Source organism: Nocardia sp. NPDC050406 (assembly GCF_044459025.1).
In the GTDB taxonomy this organism is placed as follows: domain Bacteria; phylum Actinomycetota; class Actinomycetes; order Mycobacteriales; family Mycobacteriaceae; genus Nocardia.
Map to the genome: position 1 here is coordinate 927341 of NZ_JBITIM010000003.1, position 24831 is coordinate 952171.

The 24831-nt window shown below is 67.7% G+C and carries 20 protein-coding genes; 6 read left to right on the plus strand and 14 right to left on the minus strand.

Annotated features, from left to right (window positions below; genetic code table 11):
* Positions 1-54: 54 nt before the first annotated feature.
* Positions 55-2982, minus strand: a complete 2928-nt coding sequence (gene topA / locus ACIBH2_RS27685) for a type I DNA topoisomerase (protein ID WP_397122571.1) — start codon at positions 2980-2982, stop codon at positions 55-57.
* Positions 2983-3229: 247 nt separating this feature from the next.
* Positions 3230-3433, minus strand: a complete 204-nt coding sequence (locus ACIBH2_RS27690) for a cold-shock protein (protein WP_029925108.1) — start codon at positions 3431-3433, stop codon at positions 3230-3232.
* Positions 3434-3868: 435 nt separating this feature from the next.
* Between ACIBH2_RS27690 and ACIBH2_RS27695 the strand changes: the two genes are divergently transcribed.
* Complete coding sequence (locus ACIBH2_RS27695; RefSeq protein ID WP_397122573.1) at positions 3869-6247, plus strand: DEAD/DEAH box helicase; 2379 nt, start codon at positions 3869-3871, stop codon at positions 6245-6247.
* Between the two features lie 435 nt (positions 6248-6682).
* Here the strand turns inward: ACIBH2_RS27695 and ACIBH2_RS27700 are convergent, their stop codons facing one another.
* The 7 genes from ACIBH2_RS27700 to ssd all read right to left on the minus strand — a co-directional run bounded on the left by ACIBH2_RS27700 (position 6683) and on the right by ssd (position 11670).
* Complete coding sequence (locus ACIBH2_RS27700) at positions 6683-7087, minus strand: Rv3654c family TadE-like protein (protein WP_397122575.1); 405 nt, start codon at positions 7085-7087, stop codon at positions 6683-6685.
* Positions 7084-7398 (minus strand): TadE family type IV pilus minor pilin, encoded by a 315-nt coding sequence (locus tag ACIBH2_RS27705; RefSeq protein ID WP_397122577.1) that lies wholly within the window; start codon positions 7396-7398, stop codon positions 7084-7086. The genes ACIBH2_RS27700 and ACIBH2_RS27705 overlap by 4 nt, the downstream gene beginning before the upstream one ends.
* 89 nt (positions 7399-7487) lie before the next feature.
* A complete protein-coding gene (locus ACIBH2_RS27710; RefSeq protein ID WP_397122579.1) occupies positions 7488-7703 on the minus strand; it encodes a DUF4244 domain-containing protein in 216 nt (71 codons plus the stop codon).
* Positions 7704-7760: 57 nt separating this feature from the next.
* On the minus strand, positions 7761-8357 hold the full coding sequence (locus ACIBH2_RS27715) for a type II secretion system F family protein (RefSeq protein ID WP_397122581.1): 597 nt from the start codon (positions 8355-8357) through the stop codon (positions 7761-7763).
* A complete protein-coding gene (locus ACIBH2_RS27720) occupies positions 8354-9166 on the minus strand; it encodes a type II secretion system F family protein (RefSeq protein WP_397122583.1) in 813 nt (270 codons plus the stop codon). Before ACIBH2_RS27720 ends, ACIBH2_RS27715 begins: the two co-directional genes overlap by 4 nt.
* A 103-nt stretch (positions 9167-9269) precedes the next feature.
* On the minus strand, positions 9270-10457 hold the full coding sequence (locus tag ACIBH2_RS27725; RefSeq protein ID WP_397122585.1) for a TadA family conjugal transfer-associated ATPase: 1188 nt from the start codon (positions 10455-10457) through the stop codon (positions 9270-9272).
* Positions 10458-10488: 31 nt separating this feature from the next.
* Positions 10489-11670, minus strand: a complete 1182-nt coding sequence (gene ssd / locus ACIBH2_RS27730; protein WP_397122587.1) for a septum site-determining protein Ssd — start codon at positions 11668-11670, stop codon at positions 10489-10491.
* Positions 11671-12028: 358 nt separating this feature from the next.
* On the opposite strand from ssd, the gene ACIBH2_RS27735 reads away from it, so the two are divergent.
* Positions 12029-12829 (plus strand): HAD family hydrolase, encoded by an 801-nt coding sequence (locus tag ACIBH2_RS27735; RefSeq protein ID WP_397122589.1) that lies wholly within the window; start codon positions 12029-12031, stop codon positions 12827-12829.
* Positions 12830-13281: 452 nt separating this feature from the next.
* On the opposite strand, the gene ACIBH2_RS27740 is transcribed toward ACIBH2_RS27735, so the two are convergent.
* From ACIBH2_RS27740 to ACIBH2_RS27760, 5 genes are all read right to left on the minus strand, one after another.
* Positions 13282-14028, minus strand: coding sequence for an oxidoreductase (locus tag ACIBH2_RS27740; protein ID WP_397122591.1), 747 nt, complete (start codon positions 14026-14028; stop codon positions 13282-13284).
* A gap of 145 nt (positions 14029-14173) precedes the next feature.
* Positions 14174-15871: a dipeptide ABC transporter ATP-binding protein gene (locus ACIBH2_RS27745; RefSeq protein WP_397122593.1), complete on the minus strand. Its 1698-nt coding sequence runs from the start codon at positions 15869-15871 to the stop codon at positions 14174-14176.
* Between the two features lie 6 nt (positions 15872-15877).
* Positions 15878-16840: an ABC transporter permease gene (locus ACIBH2_RS27750; protein WP_397122595.1), complete on the minus strand. Its 963-nt coding sequence runs from the start codon at positions 16838-16840 to the stop codon at positions 15878-15880.
* Positions 16833-17759 carry an ABC transporter permease gene (locus ACIBH2_RS27755; protein WP_397122597.1) on the minus strand — a complete coding sequence of 309 codons (927 nt, stop codon included), beginning with the start codon at positions 17757-17759 and terminating at the stop codon, positions 16833-16835. Before ACIBH2_RS27755 ends, ACIBH2_RS27750 begins: the two co-directional genes overlap by 8 nt.
* A 62-nt stretch (positions 17760-17821) precedes the next feature.
* Positions 17822-19414 carry an ABC transporter substrate-binding protein gene (locus tag ACIBH2_RS27760; RefSeq protein WP_397123063.1) on the minus strand — a complete coding sequence of 531 codons (1593 nt, stop codon included), beginning with the start codon at positions 19412-19414 and terminating at the stop codon, positions 17822-17824.
* A gap of 292 nt (positions 19415-19706) precedes the next feature.
* Here ACIBH2_RS27760 and acs point away from each other — a divergent pair, with 292 nt between their 5' ends.
* The 4 genes from acs (at position 19707) to ACIBH2_RS27780 (ending at position 24778) form a co-directional block, all read left to right on the plus strand.
* On the plus strand, positions 19707-21659 hold the full coding sequence (acs, locus tag ACIBH2_RS27765; RefSeq protein WP_397122599.1) for an acetate--CoA ligase: 1953 nt from the start codon (positions 19707-19709) through the stop codon (positions 21657-21659).
* Positions 21660-22000: 341 nt separating this feature from the next.
* Positions 22001-23233 (plus strand): Na+/H+ antiporter NhaA, encoded by a 1233-nt coding sequence (gene nhaA / locus ACIBH2_RS27770; RefSeq protein WP_397122601.1) that lies wholly within the window; start codon positions 22001-22003, stop codon positions 23231-23233.
* Between the two features lie 52 nt (positions 23234-23285).
* Positions 23286-23801, plus strand: coding sequence for a phage holin family protein (locus ACIBH2_RS27775; protein WP_397122603.1), 516 nt, complete (start codon positions 23286-23288; stop codon positions 23799-23801).
* Positions 23802-23824: 23 nt separating this feature from the next.
* Positions 23825-24778: an alpha/beta fold hydrolase gene (locus ACIBH2_RS27780; protein WP_397122605.1), complete on the plus strand. Its 954-nt coding sequence runs from the start codon at positions 23825-23827 to the stop codon at positions 24776-24778.
* Positions 24779-24831: the final 53 nt, after the last annotated feature.

The window sequence follows — 24831 nt, forward strand, 5'->3', positions numbered from 1 at the left end:
TCCCGTGCTCACACGCTACGGGAAGGCACCGACAGAAATAACCCCCGCGACCGGTCAGGACTTCGAGGCGCTGGCCTTCTTCGCGGCCTTCTTGGCGGCCGCCTTCTTGGTCGTGCCCTTCTTCACCACATTGGTGGGATCGGTCGCCTTGATCGCCGCCTTCTTGGCGGCGGTCTTGGAGGCGGCCTTCTTGGCCGGTGCCTTCTTGGCCGCCTTCTTCGCGGTCTTCTTCACCGGGCCGCGCGCCCGGCGGTCCGCCAACAGCTCCGAGGCCCGCTCATCGGTGATGGATTCGACCTCGTCGCCCTTGCGCAGGCTGGCATTGGTCTCGCCATCGGTGACATACGGACCGAACCGGCCGTCCTTGATCACCATCGGCTTCTGCGTCGCCGCGTCGATACCCAGCTCGCGCAGCGGCGCCGCACTTGCCGCCTGTCCGCCGCGCCGCTTGGGTTCGGCGTAGATCTTCAACGCCTCCTCCAGCGTGACCGAGAAGATCTGCTCCTCACCGGCGAGCGACCGCGAATCGGTGCCCTTCTTCAGGTACGGCCCGTAGCGCCCGTTCTGCGCGGTGATCTCGTCGCCCGACTCCGGATCGACACCCACCACCCTCGGCAGCGACAGCAGCTTCAGCGCGTCGTCGAGCGTAATGGTCGACAGATCCATGGATTTGAACAGTGAGCCGGTGCGCGGCTTGGGCGCGGCCGCCTTCTTGGTCTTCTTCGCGCCGGTGTCGGCGTCCTCGGCGGGCTCGGGCAGGATCTCGGTGACGTAGGGGCCGAAACGTCCTTCCTTGGCGACGATTTCGTGCCCGGTCGCCGGATCGGTGCCGAGTCGACGACCCTCCTGCGGCGTCGAGAACAGCTTCTCCGCGACCTCCGGGGTCAGCTCGTCCGGCGGCAGCTCGTCGGGCAGATTCGCCCGCTGCGAGACCGGATCCCCTTGCGGGTCATCGGGATTGGCGACCATGCGCTCCAGATACGGCCCGAATCGGCCGACCCGGACCACCACGTCGCGGCCCTCGGAATCGCTGAAAAGCTTGATGGAGTTGATGACTCGCGCATCGATGTCGTCGAGCTGCTCACCCACCATCTTCTTGAGTCCGCCGCTGCGCGCGACCGAACCCTCGACACCGTTCTCGCCGCCGAAGTAGAAGCTGGACAACCAGTTTCCGCGCTGTTCGCGTCCACCGGCGATGGCGTCGAGGTCGTCCTCCATGGCCGCGGTGAAGTCGAAGTCCACGAGGCGGCCGAAGTACGCCTCCAGCAGACCGACCACCGCGAACGCCACCCACGACGGCACCAGCGCGCTACCGCGCTTGTAGACGTACCCGCGATCGAGAATGGTCTTGATGATCGAGGCGTAGGTCGAAGGACGGCCGATGCCGAGCTCTTCGAGGGCCTTCACCAGCGAGGCTTCGGTGAATCTGGGCGGCGGATTGGTGGTGTGCCCATCAGGATTCAGCTCCACCGCGGTGACGTTCTGCCCCTCCGACAGTGCGGGCAGCCGCGATTCGGCGTCGTCGGACTGACCGCCCGCCTCCTCGTCGACACTCTCCACGTACGCCTTGAGGAAGCCCGCGAAGGTGATGGTGCGACCCGAGGCCGAGAAGACGCACTCCTCACCGGTATTCGCGACACCGGTGATGCGCACGGTCAGCGTGGTGCCGCGGGCGTCGGCCATCTGCGAGGCCACGGTCCGCTGCCAAATCAGTTCGTACAAACGGAATTCGTCGTTGTCGAGCCGCGCGTGCAGCTCACCGGGGGTGGCGAAGGTGTCGCCCGAGGGACGAATCGCCTCGTGCGCCTCCTGCGCGTTCTTGACCTTCCGGTTGTACTGGCGCGGTGTGGGACTCACGTACTCCGCGCCGTAGAGCTGCGTGGCCTGCGCCCGCGCCGCGCGAATCGCCGACTCCGACAAGGTCGTCGAGTCGGTACGCATATAGGTGATGTAGCCGTTTTCGTAGAGCCGCTGCGCGATGCGCATGGTGCGCTCGGAGGTGAAGCGCAGCTTGCGCGCCGCCTCCTGCTGCAGGGTCGAGGTCATGAACGGCGCGTAGGGCTTACGCGTGTAGGGCTTGGACTCGACGGAGGTGACACCGAGGTCCACCCCGTGCAGCGACTCCGCCAGCCGGTGCGCGTACGCACTGTCCAGCACGGTCACACCCGACTGGGTCTTGAGCTGCCCGTCCGGTCCGAAATCGCGACCGGTCGCCACGCGCGCCCCGTCCACCTGCACCAGGCGGGCGCCGAAAACGCGCGGATTCGAATCCCCGTTCTCGCCCCCCGCATCGAGCTTGGCCGCGATATCCCAATACTCCGCGGACCGGAACGCCATGCGCTCGCGCTCGCGCCGCACGATGACGCGGGTCGCCACCGACTGCACGCGGCCCGCCGAGAGCTTCGGCATGACCTTCTTCCACAGCACGGGGCTGACCTCGTAGCCGTATAGCCGGTCCAGGATGCGCCGCGTCTCCTGCGCGTCGACCAAATCCTGATCCAGGTCGCGCGTGTCGGCGGCCGCCGCGCGGATGGCGGGCTCGGTGATCTCGTGGAACACCATGCGCCGAACCGGAACCTTCGGCTTGAGGGTCTCCAGCAGATGCCACGCGATGGCCTCGCCCTCGCGGTCGGGGTCGGTGGCGAGATAGAGCTCGTCGACATCGGCGAGCAGGCTCTTCAGCTCGCTGACCTTGGCCTTCTTATCCGGGCTGATGACGTAGATGGGCTCGAAGTCATTGTTGACGTCGACGCCGAGGCGGGCCCAGTCCTGCCCCTTATATTTGGCGGGCACATCCGCCGCACCGCGCGGCAGGTCGCGAATATGGCCGACCGACGCCTCGACGACGTAGTTGCGACCTAGATAAGGAGCGATCTTCCGGGCCTTCGTCGGTGACTCGACGATCACGAGACGACGCAGGGGACGCCCCTGGTCGGGCGCTGCCTGGGAGTTCGGCGCTGCACCGCGGTCTCGTGTTGCCACCGGCGAACACACCTTTCCTGTCGATCCGCGCGGCGCTTGGTATGCGCGCTGATACGCGGCTGGGGCAAGCGGCTGCGACTACTGATATCGCTGCCAGCAACGTTTATACCGTGTTCAAGGGCTGTGTCTCGGGCACAGCGCCTATGTGGCCCCGGGTTGTGATCGAGTGTAATGGGTCCAGATATGGGTCGTCCCCCACCGCCGGGTGGCGGTGAGGGACGGATACCTGTAGGGGTAGGCCCGCTCGTCAGAGCGCGCGAACACCAGTGGCCTGCGGGCCCTTGGTGCCCTGGCCGACCTCGAATTCGACCTTCTGGTTCTCCTCGAGGGTGCGGAAACCGCTGCCCTGGATCTCGGAGTAGTGGACGAAGACGTCAGCGGAGCCGTCCTCGGGCGCGATGAAGCCGAACCCCTTCTCCGCGTTGAACCACTTCACAGTTCCCTGTGCCATTCTGTTCCTTCTCTTTCCATACCGGAACGGCGGACAAGTAGGTTCATCCACCGGGTCCGTTCCGACCGCTGTACTCTTGTTCCCCCTGCAGGAAAGCACCAAGCACACCGTTCGCAACATCGATCCTGCTGATGGTTTGGACTTTGGATCCGTCCCTCGAACACAGAAGCTTGCGACCAGGAACCAGTGAACCATGTCTTCGGGCAATTCAACAGCAGAGTTACCCACAATTTGCAAAAAAGTTGATCTTGCGAATGCGCAGGTGAGGGGCATAATGCCCAAATCCGTACTTGAAGTAGGTTTGCCTCTAGATAACCGAGCGAGCATCCGGCAAACGGGCTGTGACCCAAGCCGCTACTCTGTAGTGAAATGGCAGGTAGAGCCCCGGACATACACACCGTTCGCACCGTGCGTGCGTGTCGCGCGACAGGTTCGATGAATCAGGCAGACCAGGCGGCCCTAAGCGGAGGCCCCACCTACGGTAGATCGTTGCTGAATCGTGTCCTATTCGGCTTCGGAAATAGTGACGCCAGACTCACTCATATCACCGAGCTACCAGCCCGTGCGGCCCAGGTCACGGAATGGCCGCTATGGGCGGCCGCGCCGGTGGTCGACGCGCTGCGGGACTGCGGGATCGAGACGCCGTGGACCCATCAGGTACACACCGCCGACCTGGCCTTTTCCGGTCGGAACGTGGTGGTCAGCACCGGTACCGCCTCCGGGAAATCGGTCGGCTACCAGCTGCCCATCCTGACCGCATTACACGAGGACAGCAGGGCGACCGCCCTTTATCTTTCGCCGACCAAGGCGCTCGGAGCCGACCAACTGCGGGCCGCGACCGTGCTCTCCGAGGGGCTGCGCGGTATCCATCCCGCGCCCTACGACGGCGACACGCCGAGCGAGATCCGGCAGTGGGTGCGGACCAACGGTCGGTGGGTCTTCACCAATCCCGACATGCTGCACCTCGGCATACTGCGCTCGCATCAGCGATGGGCGCGGCTGCTGCGGAATCTGCGGTACGTGGTGATCGACGAATGTCATTCCTACCGGGGCGTATTCGGATCGCACGTGGCACTGGTGCTGCGGCGGCTGCGGCGACTCGCCGCCCGGTACGGGGCGAATCCCACCTTCATCCTCTCCTCGGCGACCACCGGGGACCCGGCCGCGAGCGCGGCACGGCTGATCGGCGCGCCCTGTGTGGCCGTCACCGAGGATGGATCACCGCAGGGGCCGCGCACCGTCGGACTCTGGGAACCACCGCTGATCGAGGGCGTGACCGGGGAAAACGGCGCCGCGGTGCGACGTTCGGCGGGCGCCGAGGCGGCGCGGGTGATGTCGGAACTGGTGGCCGAGGGGGCCAGCACGCTCACCTTCGTGCGGTCGCGACGGGCCGCGGAGCTGGTCGCCATGGACACCCGGCATCTACTCGCACAGGTGGATCCGACACTGCCCGAGCGGGTGGCCGCCTACCGCGCCGGATACCTCGCCGAGGATCGGCGGGCCCTGGAAAACGCCTTGTCGGAAGGCTCTTTGCTCGGCGTGGCGACCACCAACGCGCTGGAACTCGGCGTCGATATCGCCGGGTTGGATGCCGTTGTGGTGACCGGGTATCCGGGGACGGTGGCCTCGTTCTGGCAGCAGGCCGGGCGGGCCGGGCGGCGCACGCAGGGGGCGTTGGTGCTGCTCATCGCCCGTGACGATCCGCTCGACACCTACCTCGTCCACCATCCGGAGGCCCTGCTCGGCAAGCCGATCGAGGCCACCATCACCGATCCGCACAATCCCTATGTCTTGGGGCCGCACCTGCTGTGCGCGGCCATGGAACAGCCGCTCACCGACGACGAGGTACGCGGGTTCGAGGCCTGGGAATTGCTGTCCGACCTGGCGAAACAGGGTGTGATCCGGCGGCGGGCGGGTATCGGGCCGGACGGGTCGGGGCGGTGGTTCGTGACCGCCGACGCGCATCCGCACGACGCGGTCGACGTGCGCGGCGGGATCGGCACGACCGTGGCGGTGGTGGACTGCGAGAGCGGGCGGCTGCTCGGCAGCACCGACGCCGGTCGCGCGCCCGCGACACTGCATCCCGGGGCCGTTCACCTGCATCAGGGCGAGAGCTTCGTGGTGGATGAACTGGATCTGGACGAGGGCGTGGCCCTGGTGCGCGCCGAGACGCCGAACTGGACCACCAGTGCGCGCGAGGTCACCACGATCGCCGTCGAAAAGGTCGATGAACAGCGGATATACGGTTCGGTGACGACCGCGCTGGCGCGGGTGCTGGTCACCCGGCAGGTGGTGGGATATCTGCGGCGGCTGCCCAGCGGCGAGGTGCTGGACATGATCCCCCTGGACCTGCCGCCACAGCCACTGCCGACCCGGGCCGTGCTCTACAGCGTGACGCCCGAACTACTCGAACGCGCCGGGCTCGACGAGCGGCGAGTGCCGGGGGCGCTGCACGCGGCCGAACACGCCGCGATCGGCATGTTGCCGCTGGTCGCGACTTGTGACCGGTGGGATATCGGCGGCGTGTCCACGGCCTTGCACCCGGATACCGGATTGCCGACGGTCTTCGTCTACGACGGGCATCCGGGCGGAGCGGGGTTCGCCGAACGCGGCTTCGCGCGGCTGCGGCGGTGGCTGGCGGCGACCCTGGCGGCCATCCAATCGTGCGGGTGCGCGACGGGGTGCCCGTCCTGCGTACAGTCCCCGAAGTGCGGAAATGGCAATAATCCGCTGGACAAGGCGGGGGCCGCGCGGCTGCTGGCGGCGGTCTTGGGCGAGCTGCCCGATGATGACGAACCGCACGCCGAATCGTGACGGTGTCGTGGTCGGGGTGAGACGCGGCCGTCGTCGCGGCGAGATCGAAGCTCCACCTGGTTCTACGGCGTGTCGCGGGTAGGACATACCGGGCGAACCAGGCAAACCGGAAGACTCGCCGCGAGTCGTGCACGACGCACCTCACACAAGATTAAAGAGGGATGCGATCCTGTTAACTGATGCGTTGCTCCGAGGGGGTAATCGCCACGCGCATTTACCAGTGCATTTATTCGAATCGCGGTTTACGCGTGGAATGCATTGTGATCATTTCCGACATTAATGAACGGTCCGAGTCATCCAATTTCGGTATTGATCATGTTCTCGTGTGGCGTACACATCATTGGTCGCGATGGATGATCTTGCCGTTTCCATCACCAACCGTTCGGTATTTGTAGACCGACCTTCCGGTATTGCAACTTCCTGGCGCGCCGCGAGCTACTCCGGGAGTGTCGTCCGCTCTTCGGCGGGTCCCGCGCGTGCCGATGCGGACACCATGCGCGTGCCCAGCGGGCCGAGCCGAATAGGTGATTCGACGGTCACGGTCGCATCCCACTCGGCGACCGCGCATTCCCGGACGCGGACCACCATGCGCCGTGCGATCCGCTCGGCTTCGGCGCAGCCCGCTGCCGTTCCTCGGTCCAAGGCACCGGCCGCCGCCAAGGCGGACAGGTCGGCCGCGGACTGGACGTGATGGCGTGCCGCGATGGCCACGCCGATCTGGGCGATCAGCAGCGTCACGGCGAGGAGGGCCGCCACGGCCAGCGCGGCGGCCACCGTCGCGCCGCCCTGTGAATCTCGCCACGTATCGACCGGGCGGTTCGCGGCCGAGTGCTTGATCACCTCGACACCCCCGGTTCGCGCGTGGCCGCCGCCTCGGCTCGCAGGCGAAGCGGTAGCAGTGGCGGTCGGGCGGTCACGGTGGCGACGATGAGGTCGCCCTCGGTACGGACCGCGATAGCGGCTCCCGGGGGGCCGACCCGTCGCGCGGCAGTCAGCGCGCCCGCATGGTCGCCGCGGGCGGTGAGGCGCGCGGCTTCCCGGGCCGAGTCGATACAGCGGACCTGGACCGAGGCCGCGGTGAGCGCGCCGACGCACAACACCGTGCCCGCGATGATCGCGGCCAGTGCGATCGCCGCCTCGACCGTCGCCATACCGTCCTCGCCGCCGCGACAGGACGGTTTTCGGCCGCCGAGGTTCCGGGGTCTCGCGCGCGAAACCCCGGAGGGCACTGGTGAATTCATCAGCCCACGGAAGTTTTCAGGGCCTTGTCGATGATCTTGGTCAGGGCGGTGACAATGCTGTCGCCGGTGACCACCGCATACAGAACCGCCCCGAAAGCTGCTGCCGCAATTGTCCCAATTGCGTATTCGGCGGTGCTCATTCCGTCGTCCGCGAGCGCCGCGAGGCACAGTCTGGTGCGCAGGTTCAGAGTGAGGGTTCGAATCGTGGATCGCATGGGGAATTCCTCTCTTCGCCGCGGTGCGGCCGTTCCGCACCGGCACGGTCGTGGTTGTCACAGCAGGCCGCCGTTCAGAACGTGACCGGCCAGGCCGATGACGACCGGCACGATTCCCAGGCACAGGAAGGCCGGTAGGAAACAGAGCCCGAGCGGTCCGCTGATGAGCACCCCGGCCCGTTCGGCCCGCGCGGCCGCCGCGTCCTCGGTCTCGCCGCGGCGCTGCTGGGCCAGTTCGCCGACAGCGAGCGCCAACGACGCGCCGGATCGGGCCGAGCGGCGGGCCAGGCGGGTGAGCGCGACGACCGCCTCGTCCGAGACGTCGGCACCGGCTTGCTCCCAGGCATCGGCCGGATCGGCTCCCAGTGCGAGTAGGTCCGCCGCGCGGTGCAGCACCGCGGCCAAGGGTTCGGGCGCGCTGGGAGCGACGGCGTCCGCGGCCGCCGAGGTCGGCAGTCCGGAGCGCAGGCAGGCGGCGAAGAGATCCAGTGCGGCCGCGACGGCCATGGGATCAGCGGTGCCGCGAACCTCGGTCGGACTCTCCGGGTCCGGTCGGGCGGTGAGCCGTCGCAACCGGCGTGTGCCCGCCACCCGCCCCGGGGACAGCAGGACCGCGAGAGCCACGAGCAGGACCGGGATCGACAGTGCGGTCATCGCAGGGCCTTTCGGGTGATGGAGTCGGTCCAGAGCAGGCCGAGACAGGCCAGAGCCGTGCCGAGCGGTAGCAGCACCGTGCCCGCCGAGGAGGTGAGCAGGACCCGCAACGGTGACGCGCCCATCAGTTGACCGAGCGCTATGCCCAGCAGCGGGAGGCACGACAGCACGGTGGCGGTGGCGCGGGCACCGGCGAGCGCCGCTTGTGTTCGCGCGTGGAAGCGCTTGCGGCCCAGCAGATCCAGGCGTGCCGCGGTGAGCAGTTCGGCCAGTGCGAGCCCGTGCCGGTCCGCGACCCGCCAGGCGTCGGCGATCCGAAAAAGCTCTTCGGCGACAACGGATTTCGGATCCCGCATCCCGTCCGCACCCGAGCCACCGAGTCGGCTGCGCGCGGCGCTCACCGCGAACGCCCGACTCGACTCCCCCGATATCTCCTGCGCCGCGGTCTCAGCGGCGACGCTGGGATGAGCCCCCACCCGCAGCTCCCCGATCACCACTTCCAAGCCGTCCACCAAGCGCCCGAGTTCGGCTGCGCGCCGACGCCCGCGACGCGCCCGGCGGGACCGAAGGCTCACGGTGGCGACGACCAAGGCGGCCGCGATCGTGGGCCCCACGCCGATACCCAGCAACGTCAGCGGGAGAACCACACCGGCAAGCCGAAACCCCCAGCGAAAAGGCAGTTTTCGACGCTTCCGTGCATGCGGCAAGAGAGCGGCCAAGCGGCGGGACGCGGGTGGCGCGGGCGCGGTCAGCGCGGCGAACGCGAGACAGACCAGCACGGTACTCGGATAGCCGACGAGCGTGGTCATGTCAGCCGCCCGAGCTCGCGGCGTCGCCTGAACAAGCAAATCCGCACCAGCCACCGGGCGGCGGACGAGCGGGAGGTGGCGCGACGGGGATCAGCCGTGGGGGTCATTGGGCGAGCCGTTCGTCGATGAGGTTGGTGAGGGTGTGGGCGGCGGGGGTGGGGTGGGCGGTGGCGGACCAGGCGGGGGTGATGTGAACCGTGTGGTCGAGGGCCCGGGTTACCAGGCCGATTTCGCGCAGGGCTCGAGAGCCGTCGGGGCGGCGGTGGACGTGCAGGATCACCTGGATGGCGGCGGCCAGTTGGGAGTGCAGGGCGGCGCGGTCCATGCCGCCCAAGGCGGCCAGGGCCTCGAGGCGGGCGGGCACCTCGCGGGGCGAGTTGGCGTGCACGGTGCCCGCGCCACCGTCGTGGCCGGTATTGAGGGCGGTGAGCAGGTCGACCACCTCGGGGCCGCGGACCTCGCCGACGACTATGCGGTCGGGGCGCATACGCAGTGATTGGCGGACCAGGTCGCGGACGGTCACCTCGCCTACGCCTTCGACATTGGGTGTGCGGGCCACCAGGCGAACCACATGAGGATGGGGCGGGGCGAGTTCGGCGGCGTCCTCCACGCAGACGATGCGTTCGGCCGCATCGACTTTCGCGAGCAGGCCGGAGAGGAGGGTGGTTTTGCCCGCGCCGGTGCCGCCCACCACCAGGAAGGCCAGGCGGGCTCGAATGATGTTCTCCAGCAGCGCTTTCGCGGCGGCCGGTACCGCACCGGAGGCGGCCAAGGCGTCCAGGCCCTGTGTGGCGGGGCGCAGCACTCGCAGGGACAGGCAGGTTCCGCCGTGCGCTATCGGGGCGAGGACGGCGTGCAAGCGGACGCCGAACGATGCGCCCATCGCGGCGTCGCTGCCCGTCAGCCGCCCGTCCACCCACGGTTGCGCGTCGTCCAGCCGCCGTCCGGCCGCCAAGGCCAGGCGCTGCGCCAGTCGGCGGACCGCGGCCTCGTCCGGGAAGCGCACCGAAGTCCGCCGCAGACCCTCGCCGCGATCGACCCACACCGCGTCGGGGCCGGTCACCAGGACATCCGCCACGCGCGGGTCGTGCAGCAGCGGCTCCAGAACCCCGGCGCCGGTCAGCTCCGTCTGCAACAAGCGCAGCGCCCGCAGGAGGTCGGTATCGCCCAGTACGCCGCCCGCCTCGGCGCGGATCGCGGCGGCCACCTGAGCCGGGTCCGGCTCCCCCACTCCCTCGGCCAGGCGATCTCGCACCCGATCCAAGAGTTCGGCCGTCACCAAGGCGCTCATCGAGGGCCTCCCTCGCCGTCGGTGCGCGGGATCATCGCCGTGCTCCCACTACGGCGCGGCGATCGCGTGGCTCGTGTTCGGCCGCAGTCGGTTTCGGTGCGGACGCGAGAGCCGCTTCTCGTCGTCGAGTTGAAGGCACAACCTCCGACCGCGCCGCCACCGTCAACACCCGCTCCGCCGCTCGGCGCAAGGGATCGTGCCGCCGCAGCGGCAGGGTTCCGTTCTCCAGCCGACGGGCCAACCCCGGCTGCGGGCGCATCGCGAACAACAGCGGGATGCCGAGCGCCTCGGCGATATCGTCCGCGCGGAGGCCGCCCGGTGATGGCCCGCGAACGATCAAGGCCACGTTGGGATTTCGACCTCGAATATGGGCGACCGTGGGCTCCGCGGCGGCCGTGGCGCGCAGGGTCGCGGGGGTAATCAGCACCACCAGGTCGGCGGCGTCGAGGAGCTGGTCGGTGTGCGGGCCGCGCTCGGTGGAGAGGTCGGCCACGAGAAAGTCGCCGGAGCCGTGCGCGGCCTCGAGGACGGCTCGGATCGCGGGTGCGGGCGGCACCGGCTCGGATGTCGTTCTGGCACAGGCGAGAACGGTGACACCGCGCACACCGGGCAGGGCGGCGTGCAGGGCCGCGGCGGAGACCCGCCCCGCCTCGATGGCGAGATCCGGCCAGCGCGGTCCGGGCGTCTGCTCGAGGCCGAGCAGCAGATCGAGCCCGCCGCCGAAGGGCGCGGCGTCCACCAGAAGAGTGCGTTCACGGCAGCGATGCGCGGCGGCGGTGCGGGCAATGGCCGCCGCCAGCGTGGACGCACCCGCGCCGCCGCAGGCCCCGGCCACCGCCACGACCACGCCGTTTCCGCTGCCACGCTGGGTATAGGCGGCGAAAGCGGCGATCAGGGCTTCGGCGGATTCGGGTAGGGCGATCACCTGTTCGGCGCCGATGGCGGTGGCCGTCTGCCAGTCGAGCAAACCCGCTTCACCTTCGGTCACCAGCACCACGCCGGGGCGCCGGATACAGCGGGCGGCCGCGCAGGCCCGCGCCGCCGCGCTGTCGAGCAGGACCAGGGAGGCGCCGAGCCAGGTATGGCGGCCGAGCGGCAGCGCGCGGTCCTCGACCCGACGGTCGGCGGCAGCGGCAATGCGGCGGATTTCCTCGCGCAGCCGCGGCTCGGATACGAGCAGCAGTGCGGGCGGAGCGGCGGCCTCGGAGTTCATGCAGGTCAGCGTCGCCGAACGCGAAGAACGCCGAAAGGGCCCGCTCGGCGAGTGTGGACAACACGCGGCCTGTGGACAAACTCGCGAGCGTGAAAAGTGGTGAACCCGTCCCGAAATAGAGGACGGCCCCAGCCGGGGGGGGAGGAGGCTGGGGCCGTCGGGTTCAGCCCCGGGGGGTCGGGCTGAACGCGCCTGGACCATGTCCAGGTATCTGCGATACTACACCCAAGCCCCGCCGGGAATGCAAGTCCGGCGGGCGAGTCGTTTTCCGACGCACGGACCCCGGCTTCCGACTGGCTAACCCGGGCATTCCCGTCACATACCGCCCGATCCGCCCGCGAAACATAAGCTGGTCCCTGTGACAGCCCAACGCGGACGAGTCGCCGCCTTCTTCGATCTCGACAAAACGGTGATCGCCCGGTCGAGCGCCTTCGTGTTCAGCAAGCCGTTCCTGGATCAGGGGCTGCTCAGCCGACGCGCGGTGCTCGAAAGCAGTTACGCGCACTTCCTGTTCCTGCTCTCCGGCGCGGACCACGACCAGATGGAGCGGATGCGCGCCCATCTGACCAGCATGTGTGCCGGATGGGACGTCGAGCAGGTGAAGGGGATCGTGGCCGAGACGCTGCACGAGATCGTGGATCCGCTCATCTACGCCGAGGCCGCCGATCTCATTGCCGACCACCGGATTCGGGGCCACGACGTGGTGATCGTCTCGGCCTCCGGCGAGGAGATCGTGGGGCCGATCGCCGCCGCGCTGGGCGCGGATCACGTGGCCGCCACCCGCATGGTGGTCGAAAACGGTAAGTACACAGGGGAAGTCGAGTTCTACTGTTACGGCGAGGGCAAAGTCGAGGCGATCGAAAGACTTTCCGCCAGCGAGGGTTACGACCTGTCGCGCTGCTACGCGTACTCCGATTCGGTGACCGATCTGCCCATGCTGTCGGTGGTCGGGCATCCCACCGCGGTGAATCCGGACCGGGCGCTGCGGCGTGAGGCGCATCAGCGCAATTGGCCCATTCTGACCTTCGAGAACCCGGTGTCGCTGTGGTCGCGGATTCCCGCGCCGTCCGGCACGACGGTGGCGGCGAGTGTCGCGGTGGGGATCGGCGCGGTGGCGGCGGGAGCGCTCAGTTACAAGCTGATGCGGCGCAGGAAATGAAAGTTTTCGCAGGTCTTGCTGTGAGTGGGGTCACAGAGTAACAATGGAACCAAGGAAGGACGGAAGGCCAAGATCGGATCGGAAGAGAAGGTCCAATCTCCCATCCCACCCTTCCGAGCACGGACACCAGGCACCCACGCGGAGCACGCCGCGACAAGGGCACGAGTGTTGTGGGCCTGCGTTATCCGCGATTTCGACGATGACGGCCTCGCACACGCTGTGGGGATGAATCGGCGGAGTCCGGAGAGCTCGCCGAGGCCGAAATTACACAACCCGAGAGAGCACGCTTGGTAACCGGGTAGTCCGTGCTAGCGGGCGGTGAGGTCGCAGTAGCGACAACGCCGCCCGCTTTGATGCGCGGGGACCAACTCTCGGAACTCTCAGGGGCTTCGCCCCTGAAACCCCAAAGGCGGCAAGGGGGTCGGCGGCGCTGGGAATCCTCTACTGCCGGGCTAGCCGGAGGCGGAGTCGGCGATCGAACGGGCTTCGCGGGCACCGTCTTCCAGGGCACCGGAGTGGAAGATGACCCAGCCGCCTACGGCGTTCGGGGTGCCGGTGCCGAAGGCGGCGGCGGCGTCGAGGTAGGCCTGGCGGCGGCGGAGGAGGAAGACTTCGGGGACGCCGAGGCTGTGGGGGTCCAGGCCGCTGGAGACGGCGACGAGGCGGGTCGCGGCGCGGGCGACTATGCCGTCGGCGGTGCCGAAGGGGCGCAGGGTGAGGAGTTCGCCGTGCACCACGGCGGCGACCACGGGGGCGGGGGCCTCGGTGGCGAGGATGGTTTGGGCCAGCAGGTCCAGGCGTTCGGCCACGCCGGGGACATTGCGGGGGCGGCCGAGCAGCTGCTCGTCGTCGACCATGTCGGCGGCTGCCAGTAGATGCAGTCGGGCCAGAGCCTGGAGGGGTGCGCGCTGCCAGATTCCGGCCAGGTTCCGCAGCCCCTCGGCGTCGAGGGCCTGGCCGACCCGCAGCGATCCGGCCAGGATCGGGTCCTCCACCTGCCCGTCGGCGGGAATGTCGATGGTGCCGCCGTCGATGGCCGCCGACGAGCGGGCCGCGCGCACGGCGGCCTCGGCGGCGGTGGTCGGCCACCCGCGCCGGTTCGCCTTGTGGCGGTGCACTTCGGCGAGCGCGTCGCGGGCCTTGTCGGCGGCCTCGCGTACGCCGGGCAGGTCGACTAGGGGCTGCAACGGGTCGGTCACGAGATACGAGGCTACTGGGAGGCGACTTGTGGCCTGGCTCCCGGCCGGAACGCCGCACACACGCGAGGTCACCCCACTCACCGAACCGTCGCGCCGCCAACGCGCCGCGGCGGACGGGCCTGTGTTCGGTCGTGCCCGGCGGGGGTCAGCTGGCCAAGAGTTCCCTGCCCGGGATGGCGGCGAGGAGACGTTGGGTGTATTCGGATCGCGGGTTGTCGAAAACGGTTGTGGTGGAGGCGGCTTCCACCACCTTGCCCTGCTCCATGACGAGGACGTTGTCGGCGATCTCGCGGACCACGGCCAAGTCGTGGGTGATGAACAGGTAGGACAGGCCCAGTTCGGCTTGGAGGTCGTTGAGGAGGTTGAGGATCTGGGCTTGGACCAGGACGTCGAGGGCGGAGACGGCCTCGTCGCAGACCACCACCTCGGGTTGGAGGGCGAGAGCGCGGGCGATGGCGACGCGTTGGCGCTGGCCGCCGGAGAGTTCGTTGGGATAGCGGCGCATGACCGAGGCGGGCAGCGCGACCTTGTCGAGCAGGTCGCGGACGGTGGCTTCGCGCTCCTTCGACGTGCCGATGCGGTGCACGCGCAGCGGCTCCTCGATGGTGCGGAAGATCGAGTACATGGGGTCCAGTGAGCCATAGGGGTCCTGGAACACCGGTTGTACGCGTCGGCGAAAAGACAAGGAGGACTTGCCTTTCAACGTCGCCACTTCGGAGCCGTCGAAGAGCACGCGCCCCGAGGTCGGCTCCAGCAGGCCGAGCACCATCTGCGCCACGGTGGACTTCCCGGAGCCGGATTCGCCGACCAGCGCCGTGGTGGTCCCGCGCCGCAAACGAAACGACACATTGTCGACGGCGGTGAAATCTGTTGCCTTCCAAGGCCTTCCACCGCGAATCCGGAACGTCTTGGTGAGCTTCTCGGCGATCACCACGTCGTCGGTCACCTCGGTGATCTCGGTATCGGCCTCCGCGACCTGCTCGGCGACCTCCACCGCCTGTTCGCGAATCTCGCTGCGCCTGCGCACCGCCGAGAGCCGCTGCGAGGCCAGCGAGGGCGCGGAGTTCACCAGCTTCTTGGTGTAGGCATGCTGCGGTTCACGCAGAATCCGCAGTGCCGGACCGGATTCCACCACTCGCCCCCGGTACATGACCACCAGATGTTCGGCACGTTCGGCCGCCAGGCCGAGGTCGTGGGTGATCAGCAGCACGGCGGTGCCGAGCTCGCTGGTCAGCCCGTCCAGATGGTCGAGGATCTGCCGCTGCACGGTCACGTCCAGCGCCGAGGTCGGCTCGTCGGCGATGAGCAGTTTCGGTCGGCAGGACAGCCCGATGGCGATGAGCGCGCGCTGGCGCATACCGCCGGAGAACTCGTGCGGATACTGGTTCATCCGCCGCGCGGCGTCGGACATTCCGGCTTCTTCCAACAGCTCGACGGCCCGCTGCCGGGCCGCCGCGCCCTTGGCGATCCCGTTGGCCTCCAAGGTTTCCCGCACCTGGAACCCGATCTTCCACACCGGATTCAGATTGGACATCGGGTCCTGCGGCACCAGCCCGATGCCACGCCCGCGCACCGCGAGAATCTGCTCCGACGTCGCCTTGGTGAGGTCGGTGCCGTCGAAGACGATGGACCCGGAGGTGACCTGACCCGTACCTGGCAGCAGATCGATGATGGCGTGTGCCGTAGTCGATTTCCCGGAGCCCGATTCACCGACGATCGCCACGGTCTGCCCCGGGTAGACGGTGAGGTTCGCGTCCCGCACCGCTGGTACCCGCTTGCCTTCGGAGGTGAAACAGACGTTCAGATCGCGGATTTCGAGCAACGGCGTATTCGTGTCGGTCATCTCCGCTCACCGCTTCCTGGCTTTGGGGTCGAGTGCGTCGCGGACGGCGTCACCGAGCAGGATGAAGCTCAGCACCGTGATCGCCAGCGCCGCGGCGGGATAGAACAGGATCGCCGAATTGCGCAGCTCGTTCCTGGCCCGGGCGATATCGCTGCCCCAGGAGACGATTTCGGGCGGCAACCCCACCCCGAGGAACGACAGCGTGGCCTCGGTGACGATGAAGACGCCGAGCCACAGGGTGGACACCACGATGAGCGGTCCGGCCGCGTTCGGCAGTACGTGACGCACCAGAATGCCCAGCCGCGAGACGCCCAATGCCTTTGCCGCCGTGACATATTCACTGTTCTTCGCCTCGATGACCGCGCTGCGGGCGATCCGCGCCGCCTGCGGCCAGGTGAAGGAGACCAGCACCAGGATCACATTCCACATGGTGGCGGGCCGCAACATCTGCAACAGCACGATGGCGGCCAGTACCAGCGGAATGGCGAAGAAGATCTCGGCGATCCGCGACACGATCGAATCGAGCAGTCCGCCGAAGAACCCGGCGAGCGCCCCGAGGGTGCCGCCGACCAGCACGAACAGCGCCGCCGCGCCCAGCCCGACCAGCACCGACGCCCGCGCGCCGTAGACGGTGCGGGCGTACACGTCACAGCCCTGCTTGTCGAAACCGAAGGGATGGCCGGGCCGTGACGCGCCCATACTGTCGTTGATCTGGCACAGGTGCGGATCCTGATCGGTGAACAATCCGGGCCACAGCGCCACCACGGTGACGAGCACGATGAGCCCGACGGCGGCGATGAAGATCGGATTGCGCCGCAGCCGCCGCCAGGCATCGGCCCAAATGCTGGTCGGCTCCTGGGTTTCCACCACCCGGTCGGTGGCGAGCACCTCCACCTCGTCGGGTGGCGCGACGTAGAGCTCCTGTCCGGGCCGCGGGTCGGCCCCGGGTTCCTTGACGAGGTCAGGCATAGCGGATCCTCGGGTCGAGTGCGGCGTAGAGCAGGTCGATGATCAGGTTCGACAGCAGGAAGATGACCACGAGCACCGTCACGAACGACACCACCGTGGGCGGCTCCACGAACATGATGGCGTCGTACAGCGTCCCGCCAACGCCCGGAATATTGAAGATGCCCTCGGTGACGATGGCGCCGCCGATCAGCGAGCCGAGATCCGCGCCCAGGAAGGTCACCACCGGAATCATGGAGTTGCGCAGGATGTGCACGGTCACCACCCGCCGTCGCCCCAGGCCCTTGGCGGTGGCGGTGCGCACGTAATCGGCGGACATGTTCTCCGCCACCGAGTTTCGCGTCAGCCGCAGCACATAGGCGAACGACAGGGAGCCGAGTACCACTGCGGGAACCAGCAATTCGGCGAAACTCGCGTCACCGGTGACCGTGGTGGGGGCGATACCCCACTTCACCCCGAGCAGGAACTGCGCCACATAGCCGACCACGAACACCGGCACGGCGATGATGACGAGGCTGGCCACCAGCAGCGTGGAGTCGAACAGCCGACCCTTGCGCAATCCGGCGACGAGTCCGAACAGGATGCCGAACACACCCTCGATGAGCACCGCCAGCGCCGCCAGCTTGATGGTGATCGGGAAGGCGTCCACCAGTTTGGAGCGCACCGACTGACCGGAGTAGGCGACGCCGAAATCGAGGGTGAAGATGCCTTTCAGGTAGAGCAGGTACTGCGTGATGAACGGCTTGTCGAGGTGGTACTGGGCGCGCAGCTGCGCTTCGATGGCGGGGGTGAGGGGCTTCTCACCGGCCAGCGCCGCGATGGGGTCCCCCGGAATGAGGAAGACCATCGCGTAGATCAAGAAGGTCGCGCCGAGGAACACCGGAATCATCTGGAGTATGCGCCGCAGGACGTACCAAGCCATATTTTCTCCCGGAAAGTGCTGCGCCGGGGTCGATGTCGATATCGGCCCCGGCGCAACGGCTGCTATTTCTCGATGTTCTCGAAGTCGAACAGCCCGTTCCAGGCCAGTTCGGCCTTGCGGACGCGCTCCGAAATACCAGCCGCCGCAACGTAATCGAGCACCGGGATGTCCGCCATATCCTTGATCAGCAGCGCCTGCGCCTGGGCGATGATGCGGTAGGCCTCCTCCTCGGTGGGCGCGGCGAGCGCCTCGCCCAGCAGCTTGTCGAACTCGGGGCTGTTGTAGTTGACGTTGTTCGTCTCCGAGAGGCTGTAGTACTGCGAGGTGAGGAACTGGAACATGCTCGGGTAATCACCCTGCCAGCCGTAACGGAAAGCCTTGCCGATGGTTTCGGCGTTCACCTCGTCACGAACGTTCTTGAAGGTCGGGTACGGCACGGTGCTGGTCTCGATACCGAGGGTGTTCTTGATGCTGTTGGCCACGGCCTCGATCCAGGCCTGGTGGCCGCCGTCGGAGTTGTAGGCGATGTCGTAGCGACCCGACCACGGTGAGATGGCGTCGGCCTGCGCCCACAGCTTCTTGGCCTCGGTCGGATTGAACTTCAGCACCTCCGAGCCGGGCAGATTGCCATTGAAGCCGGGCAGGGTGGCGGCGGTGAAGTCGCGGGCCGGGAGACGGGTGCCGTTGAAGATCTTGTCGCAGATGGATTCCCGGTCGATGGCCATGGAGATGGCCTGTCGACGCAGCAGTCCCTCTTGTCCGGCGAAGTGCGGCACATTGGACTGGATGCCGATGTGCTGGTTCTGCGCGGTCGGCTTGGTGATCGCGCGATCCCCGAGATCGTCCTTGTAGACCGTGAGGGAGCTGGGCGGGATGGTGTCGAGCGCGTCCAGATTTCCGGACTGCAGGTCGGCGTAGGCGGTGTCGAAGGACTGGTACATGACGAACTTCAGGCCGTTGTTCTTGGCCGGTCGGCCGCCCTTGTAATCCGGGTTGGGCTTCAGTTCGATACTGCTGTTGTGCTGCCAGGCTCCGGTGCGGGCGAACATGTAGGGCCCGTTGCCGATCGGGTTCTCGCCGAAGGCCTTCATGTCCTTGTAGGCGACCTCGGGCAGCGGGTAGAACGGCGCGTATCCGAGCGCGCCTTCGAAATCGATTGAGGGAGACACCAATTCGACGGTGAAGGTGCGGTCGTCGAGTACTTTCAGACCGGACATGGTCTGCACCGTCGGGTCCTTCTTGGAGACCTCTTCGAAGCCGACGATGGAGGAGAAGGTGTAGTTCTGCAACTGCGCGTTGGTGGAGAGCGCGCCGTAATTCCAGGCTTTGACAAAGGATTCGGCGGTCACCGGGGTGCCGTCGGTGAATGTCCAGCCCGGCTTCAAGGTGATCTTGTAGTTCTTGCGGTCGGTGGTTTCGATGGTCTCGGCCATCTCGTTGTGCGCCACGCCGTTGGCGTCGTAGTACTTCAGTCCGGCCCACAGCCGGTCGACCACGCGGCCGCCCATGTTCTCGTTGGTATTGGTCGGTACCAGCGGGTTCTGTGGCTCGGCACCGTTGACGGTGACGATGTCGGAACTGCCGCCGCCACCGGATGAGCAGGCCGTCAGGGTCACGCTCGTGGCCAGTAACGCCGCCGCGACCGCGGCAATCATCTTCGCTCTCAACGCATTCTCCCGATCGCAGGAAGACGGCACCGGTACACATCGGGATCCGCCGAGCGCACCGTGGAGGTCGTCTTGGGTGAAACGGACAGTAGCCACCCGCCCACCCGTTGTCAGCGGATCGCTCAGGGATTGTTCGGCTTGTTAGCAATGTGGCAACACAGAGGACTCATTGCGGCGGTGGACGATGGCACATTGCCTACCCGCGGTCCGATACTGTCGAAGTGGCCGCGGTCACCCCCGGGGCAGATACGAGACGGGCAGATGCGAGAGAAGAAGAGAGATGACCGAAACCACCGCTGACCACCTGGACGCGTATCCACCGAGCGCCGAATTCGCCGCGGCGGCCAATACCGACGCGTCGATCTACGAGCGGGCCGAGGCCGATCGCGAGGGCTTCTGGGCCGAGCAGGCGCAGCGGCTGCACTGGCATCAGCCGTGGACCCGGGTGCTCGACTGGGACGACGCGCCGTTCGCGAAGTGGTTCGTCGACGGCCAGCTCAATGTCGCCTACAACTGCGTGGACCGGCATGTGCTCGACGGGCACGGGGATCAGGTCGCCATCCACTGGGAGGGTGAACCGGGCGATTCGCGGGCCATCACCTATGCCGAGCTGCTGGCCGAGGTGTCGCGGGCGGCCAATTACCTCACCGAACTCGGGCTGACGGCCGGGGACCGGGTGGCCATCTACATGCCGATGGTGCCCGAGGCGATCGTGGCCATGCTGGCCTGCGCGCGACTGGGTTTGACGCACTCGGTGGTGTTCGCCGGTTTCTCCCCCACCGCGCTGCGCCAGCGCGTCGACGACGCCGAGGCGCGCCTGGTCATCACCACCGACGGACAGTGGCGGCGCGGCACCGCGGCCCCGCTCAAGACGGCCGTGGACGAGGCCCTCGCCGCCGACGGTGGCGCGAAGAGCGTCGAACACGTACTCGTGGTGCGCCGCACCGGCATCGAGGTGCCGTGGACCGACGGACGCGACCTGTGGTGGGACGAGACCGTGTCGAACGCCTCGCCCGAGCACGAGGCGCGGGCCTTCGACGCCGAGCATCCGCTGTTCATCCTCTACACCTCCGGAACCACGGGGAAGCCCAAGGGCATCCTGCACACCTCCGGCGGATACCTGACCCAGGCGTCCTACACCCACCACTACGTGTTCGACCACAAGGCCGGACAGGACGTGTACTGGTGCACCGCCGATATCGGCTGGGTGACAGGACATTCGTACATCGTGTACGGGCCGCTCTCGAACCGCGCCACGCAGGTGGTCTACGAGGGGACGCCGAATTTCCCCAACGAGCACCGGCATTGGGAGATCGTCGAGAAGTACGGCGTCTCGATCTACTACACCGCGCCGACGCTGGTGCGCACATTCATGAAGTGGGGCAAGGAGATTCCCGAAGCCCACAACCTGTCCTCGCTACGACTGCTGGGCTCGGTCGGCGAACCGATCAACCCCGAAGCCTGGCGCTGGTACCGAGAGGTCATCGGCGGCAACCGGACTCCCATCGTGGACACCTGGTGGCAGACCGAGACCGGCGCGATCATGATCTCCCCGCTGCCCGGCGTCACCGCCGCCAAGCCCGGTGCGGCCATGCGCCCGCTGCCCGGCATTTCAGCGAAAGTCGTTGACGAGGAAGGCAATCCGGTCGCGCTCGGCGAGACCGAGGCCAACGGCTACCTCGTGCTCGACAAGCCGTGGCCGTCCATGCTGCGCGGCATCTGGGGCGACAACGAGCGCTACAAGGAGACCTACTGGGCGCGCTACGCCGACAAGGGCTGGTACTTCGCCGGTGACGGTGCGAAGCTCGACACCGACGGCGACCTGTGGGTGCTCGGTCGCGTCGACGACGTGATGAACGTGTCGGGGCACCGCATCTCCACCGCCGAGGTGGAGTCGGCCCTGGTCGGGCATTCGGGCGTCGCCGAGGCGGCGGTGGTCGGCGCGTCCGACGCCACCACCGGACAGGGCATTGTCGCGTTCGTGATCCTCACGGCGGAGGCCAAGGACACCGGCGACGATCTCATCGCCGAACTCAAGGCCGAGGTCTCCCGCGAGATCTCCCCCATCGCCCGGCCCCGCGAGATCCATGTCGTGCCCGAACTGCCGAAGACCCGCTCGGGCAAGATCATGCGTCGCCTGCTCCGTGATGTGGCCGAGGGCCGCGAACTCGGTGACACCTCGACGCTGGTGGACCCGAACGTCTTCGAGGCCATCCGCGCCAGCAAAGCGTAGGCACACTCCGTGATCTCTCGTGCCCGGTGCTGGTGCACCGGGCACGGAGGGCGGACAACGGGGCGCGCCCTCCGCGGAGCCACGCCGAATGATCAGCGCTGGCTCCGCGGTGCCGCGCCCGTGCGCGTGCGCGCTGACCCGTCGCTCCCGTGACCTGATCACGGGGGCGATTCGCGTATCTCGGGCCCGGCCGCGCGGCATGCGGTGGTCGGGCGCAACCCGGCAAACCGTTAGAATTGCGCAAAAGGTGTGCCGGGAAGTCTGGTCGGCATGCGGCTGTGACGTCCTGTGGAGGTGGTTCGCACGCCGCAGCTCCGTCGACCCGGCTGAAAGGTGCACCCGTGATCGCACAGGTCCGAACCGAGCTCGCTCGCTATCTGCGGACCGAAACAGTCGGTGGCGTACTGCTTCTCGTGGCCGCCGCCGCCGCGTTGATCTGGGTGAACTCCCCGTGGGGCGCGGGCTACACCACCATGATCGACACCAAACTCGCCATTCCGGCGCTGCACCTCGATCTCACCCTGGCCGACTGGACCAAGGACGGTCTGCTCGCCATCTTCTTCTTCGTCGCCGGACTCGAGCTCAAACGCGAGCTCATCGTCGGCGAACTCGCCGACCGCAAGAGCGCCACCCTGCCCATCGTGGCGGCCTGCGGCGGCGTCGTGCTGCCCGCGCTCATCGCCGTCGTCGTCGGCTGGGGTGTGCCCGGTATGGACCGCGGCTGGGCGATCCCGGTGGCCACCGACATCGCCTTCGCGCTGGCCGTGCTGGCGCTCACCGGCTCGCGCATCCCGCCGAGCGCGCGGGTGTTCCTGCTGAGCCTGGCCGTGGTGGACGACCTCATGGCCATCATTCTCATCGCGGTGCTGTTCACCACCACCGTGCAGATGCTCTGGCTGCTGGTGGCCGCGGCCTGCTTCGCGGCGTGGTTCCTGGGCCAGAAGTACCGCGTGAGCTCACCCGTCCTCTACATACCCATCGCCCTGGTGACCTGGTACGCGCTGCACGAGGCCGGTATCCACCCGACACTCGCGGGCGTGGGGTTGGGTCTGCTCACCCGGGTGCGGCCGGATCCGGGCGAGGACGAGCACTGCGTTCCGGCCGCCAATCTGGAGCACTTCTTCCAGCCCATCTCGGCCGGTCTGTGCGTCCCGCTGTTCGCGCTGTTCGCCTCGGGCGTTCCGCTGGACACCGAGGTGTTCTCGGAGCTGTTCACCGACCGCATGTCACTGGCCATCGTGCTCGGACTCCTGGTCGGCAAGACCGTCGGCATCTTCGGATTCAGTTGGGTCGCAATCCGGCTCGGCATCGCGGTGAAACCCAACGATCTCGGTTACCGGGATATGTTCGCCCTGTCGGTACTCGGCGCGATCGGCTTCACCGTTAGCCTCTTGGTGGCAGAACTCGCACTCACGGATGTCGGCGACGGCTCCGCGGTGGAACTCGCGAAAGCAGCGGTGTTGCTGACGTCAATGGCGGCTTCGCTGGCCGGATCGGCGCTACTGTTGCGTCGTGGCCGCGTCCACCAGGCGCGACGTGACGAGCGGGAACTGCAAGAACTAGAGAGTGACTGACCGGCCGCAACCGGGCCGGGTCTACTCGAGGACACGCGGAAGGGTCGAGCAATTGAGCTTCACACAGGGCGGTAGCGGGCAGGACGGGCGGCATGCCCGCACCCTCACCTCGATTCCACTCTCCGAGGTCGACACCCGCCAGTCGGAAAGCATCGGCGGGCTGGTCCGCGACGCCACCGAGCAGATGTCGACACTGGTGCGGGCCGAGGTGGAGCTCGCCAAGGCGGAGGTCACCGGCGAGATCAAGAAGGGTCTGCAGGGCAGCGTCTTCTTCATCGTCGCGCTGACCATCCTGCTGTTCAGCTCCTTCTTCTTTTTCTTCTTCCTGGCCGAGCTGCTGGATGTGTGGGTCTACCGCTGGCTGGCCTTCCTGATCGTCTTCCTGCTCATGATCGTGGCGGTGGCGGCGTTCGGCCTGCTGGGCTATCTCAAGGTGCGCAAACTGCGCGCGCCGGAGAAGACCATCGAATCGCTGAAGGAAGCGAAGACGGTGCTGCCCAGCGGTTTCGGAGCGCACGGGGCACATGAGGCGGGCGCGTCGCCGCAGCTCGACAAGTACCGGTCATAGTTCTTCCACTACGCTTCGACGGCGTGTCGTCGAATACGCTTCCGGATCCGTCCAGTGTCCGCTATGAGGGCCCCTGGACCCATCGGGATGTGCATGCCAACGGCATCCGCTTCCATGTGGTCGAGGCCGCGGCCGGTGCCGGGTCGCCGCCCGCGGATCCCGGCACGCCGTTGGTGGTGCTGCTGCACGGCTTCGGCGACTTCTGGTGGTCGTGGCGGCATCAGCTGACCGGGCTGACCGAGCGCGGGTTCCGGGCCGTGGCCGTGGATCTGCGCGGGTACGGCGACAGCGACAAGCCGCCGCGCGGCTACGACGGGTGGACGCTCGCCGGTGATGTGGCGGGGCTGATTCGCGCGCTCGGACATACCGAGGCCACGCTGGTCGGCCACGCCGAAGGCGGATTGGTCTGCTGGGCGACGGCGGTGCTGCATCCTCGGCTGGTGCGCTCCATCGCACTGGTGAGCTCGCCGCATCCGGCGACGCTCAAGGCCGCGGTGCTGCGGGATGCGAAGCAGCGCAAGGCGTGGCTGCCCAACTTCCTGCGCTATCAGCTCCCCCGGTATCCGGAGAACCTCCTCACCACCGACGGCGGCGCGGAGATCGAACGGCTGCTGCGGCAGCGGGTGAGCGAACGGTGGGCGCGCACGCCGGAATTCGCGGAGACGGCCGAACGGATGCGAACCGCGATCCGGATACCCGGTGCGGCGCACTGCGCGCTGGAGTACCAGCGCTGGGCCTTCCGGTCGCAGTGGCGGCCCGACGGCGCGCGCTTCATGTCCACCATGCGCGAGCCGGTGCGCGTGCCGGTGCTGGCGCTGCACGGCGACCGCGACCATTACATCCTGGGGTCGACGGTGCGGCGCGGCCACGAACTGTCGCCCAACCGCCGCATGGCGGCGATCCCGGACGCGGGGCACTTCGCGCATCAGGAGAACCCGGAGGCGGTCACCGCCGAGCTGGCGAAACTGCTCGCCTGAGGGAGGGACAACTCTCGTAGGCTCTCAGGGGCTTCGCCCCTGAAACCCCTGAA

Bases quoted from the DNA above. Each gene is read 5' to 3' on its own strand.
- ACIBH2_RS27690 (WP_029925108.1), bottom strand. From the start codon at position 3,433: ATGGCACAGGGAACTGTGAAGTGGTTCAACGCGGAGAAGGGGTTCGGC.
- ACIBH2_RS27695 (WP_397122573.1), top strand. From the start codon at position 3,869: ATGAATCAGGCAGACCAGGCGGCCCTAAGCGGAGGCCCCACCTACGGT.
- ACIBH2_RS27705 (WP_397122577.1), bottom strand. From the start codon at position 7,398: ATGGCGACGGTCGAGGCGGCGATCGCACTGGCCGCGATCATCGCGGGC.
- ACIBH2_RS27710 (WP_397122579.1), bottom strand. From the start codon at position 7,703: ATGCGATCCACGATTCGAACCCTCACTCTGAACCTGCGCACCAGACTG.
- ACIBH2_RS27715 (WP_397122581.1), bottom strand. From the start codon at position 8,357: ATGACCGCACTGTCGATCCCGGTCCTGCTCGTGGCTCTCGCGGTCCTG.
- ACIBH2_RS27720 (WP_397122583.1), bottom strand. From the start codon at position 9,166: ATGACCACGCTCGTCGGCTATCCGAGTACCGTGCTGGTCTGTCTCGCG.
- ACIBH2_RS27725 (WP_397122585.1), bottom strand. From the start codon at position 10,457: ATGAGCGCCTTGGTGACGGCCGAACTCTTGGATCGGGTGCGAGATCGC.
- ssd (WP_397122587.1), bottom strand. From the start codon at position 11,670: ATGAACTCCGAGGCCGCCGCTCCGCCCGCACTGCTGCTCGTATCCGAG.
- ACIBH2_RS27745 (WP_397122593.1), bottom strand. From the start codon at position 15,871: ATGACCGACACGAATACGCCGTTGCTCGAAATCCGCGATCTGAACGTC.
- ACIBH2_RS27750 (WP_397122595.1), bottom strand. From the start codon at position 16,840: ATGCCTGACCTCGTCAAGGAACCCGGGGCCGACCCGCGGCCCGGACAG.
- ACIBH2_RS27755 (WP_397122597.1), bottom strand. From the start codon at position 17,759: ATGGCTTGGTACGTCCTGCGGCGCATACTCCAGATGATTCCGGTGTTC.
- ACIBH2_RS27760 (WP_397123063.1), bottom strand. From the start codon at position 19,414: ATGATTGCCGCGGTCGCGGCGGCGTTACTGGCCACGAGCGTGACCCTG.
- acs (WP_397122599.1), top strand. From the start codon at position 19,707: ATGACCGAAACCACCGCTGACCACCTGGACGCGTATCCACCGAGCGCC.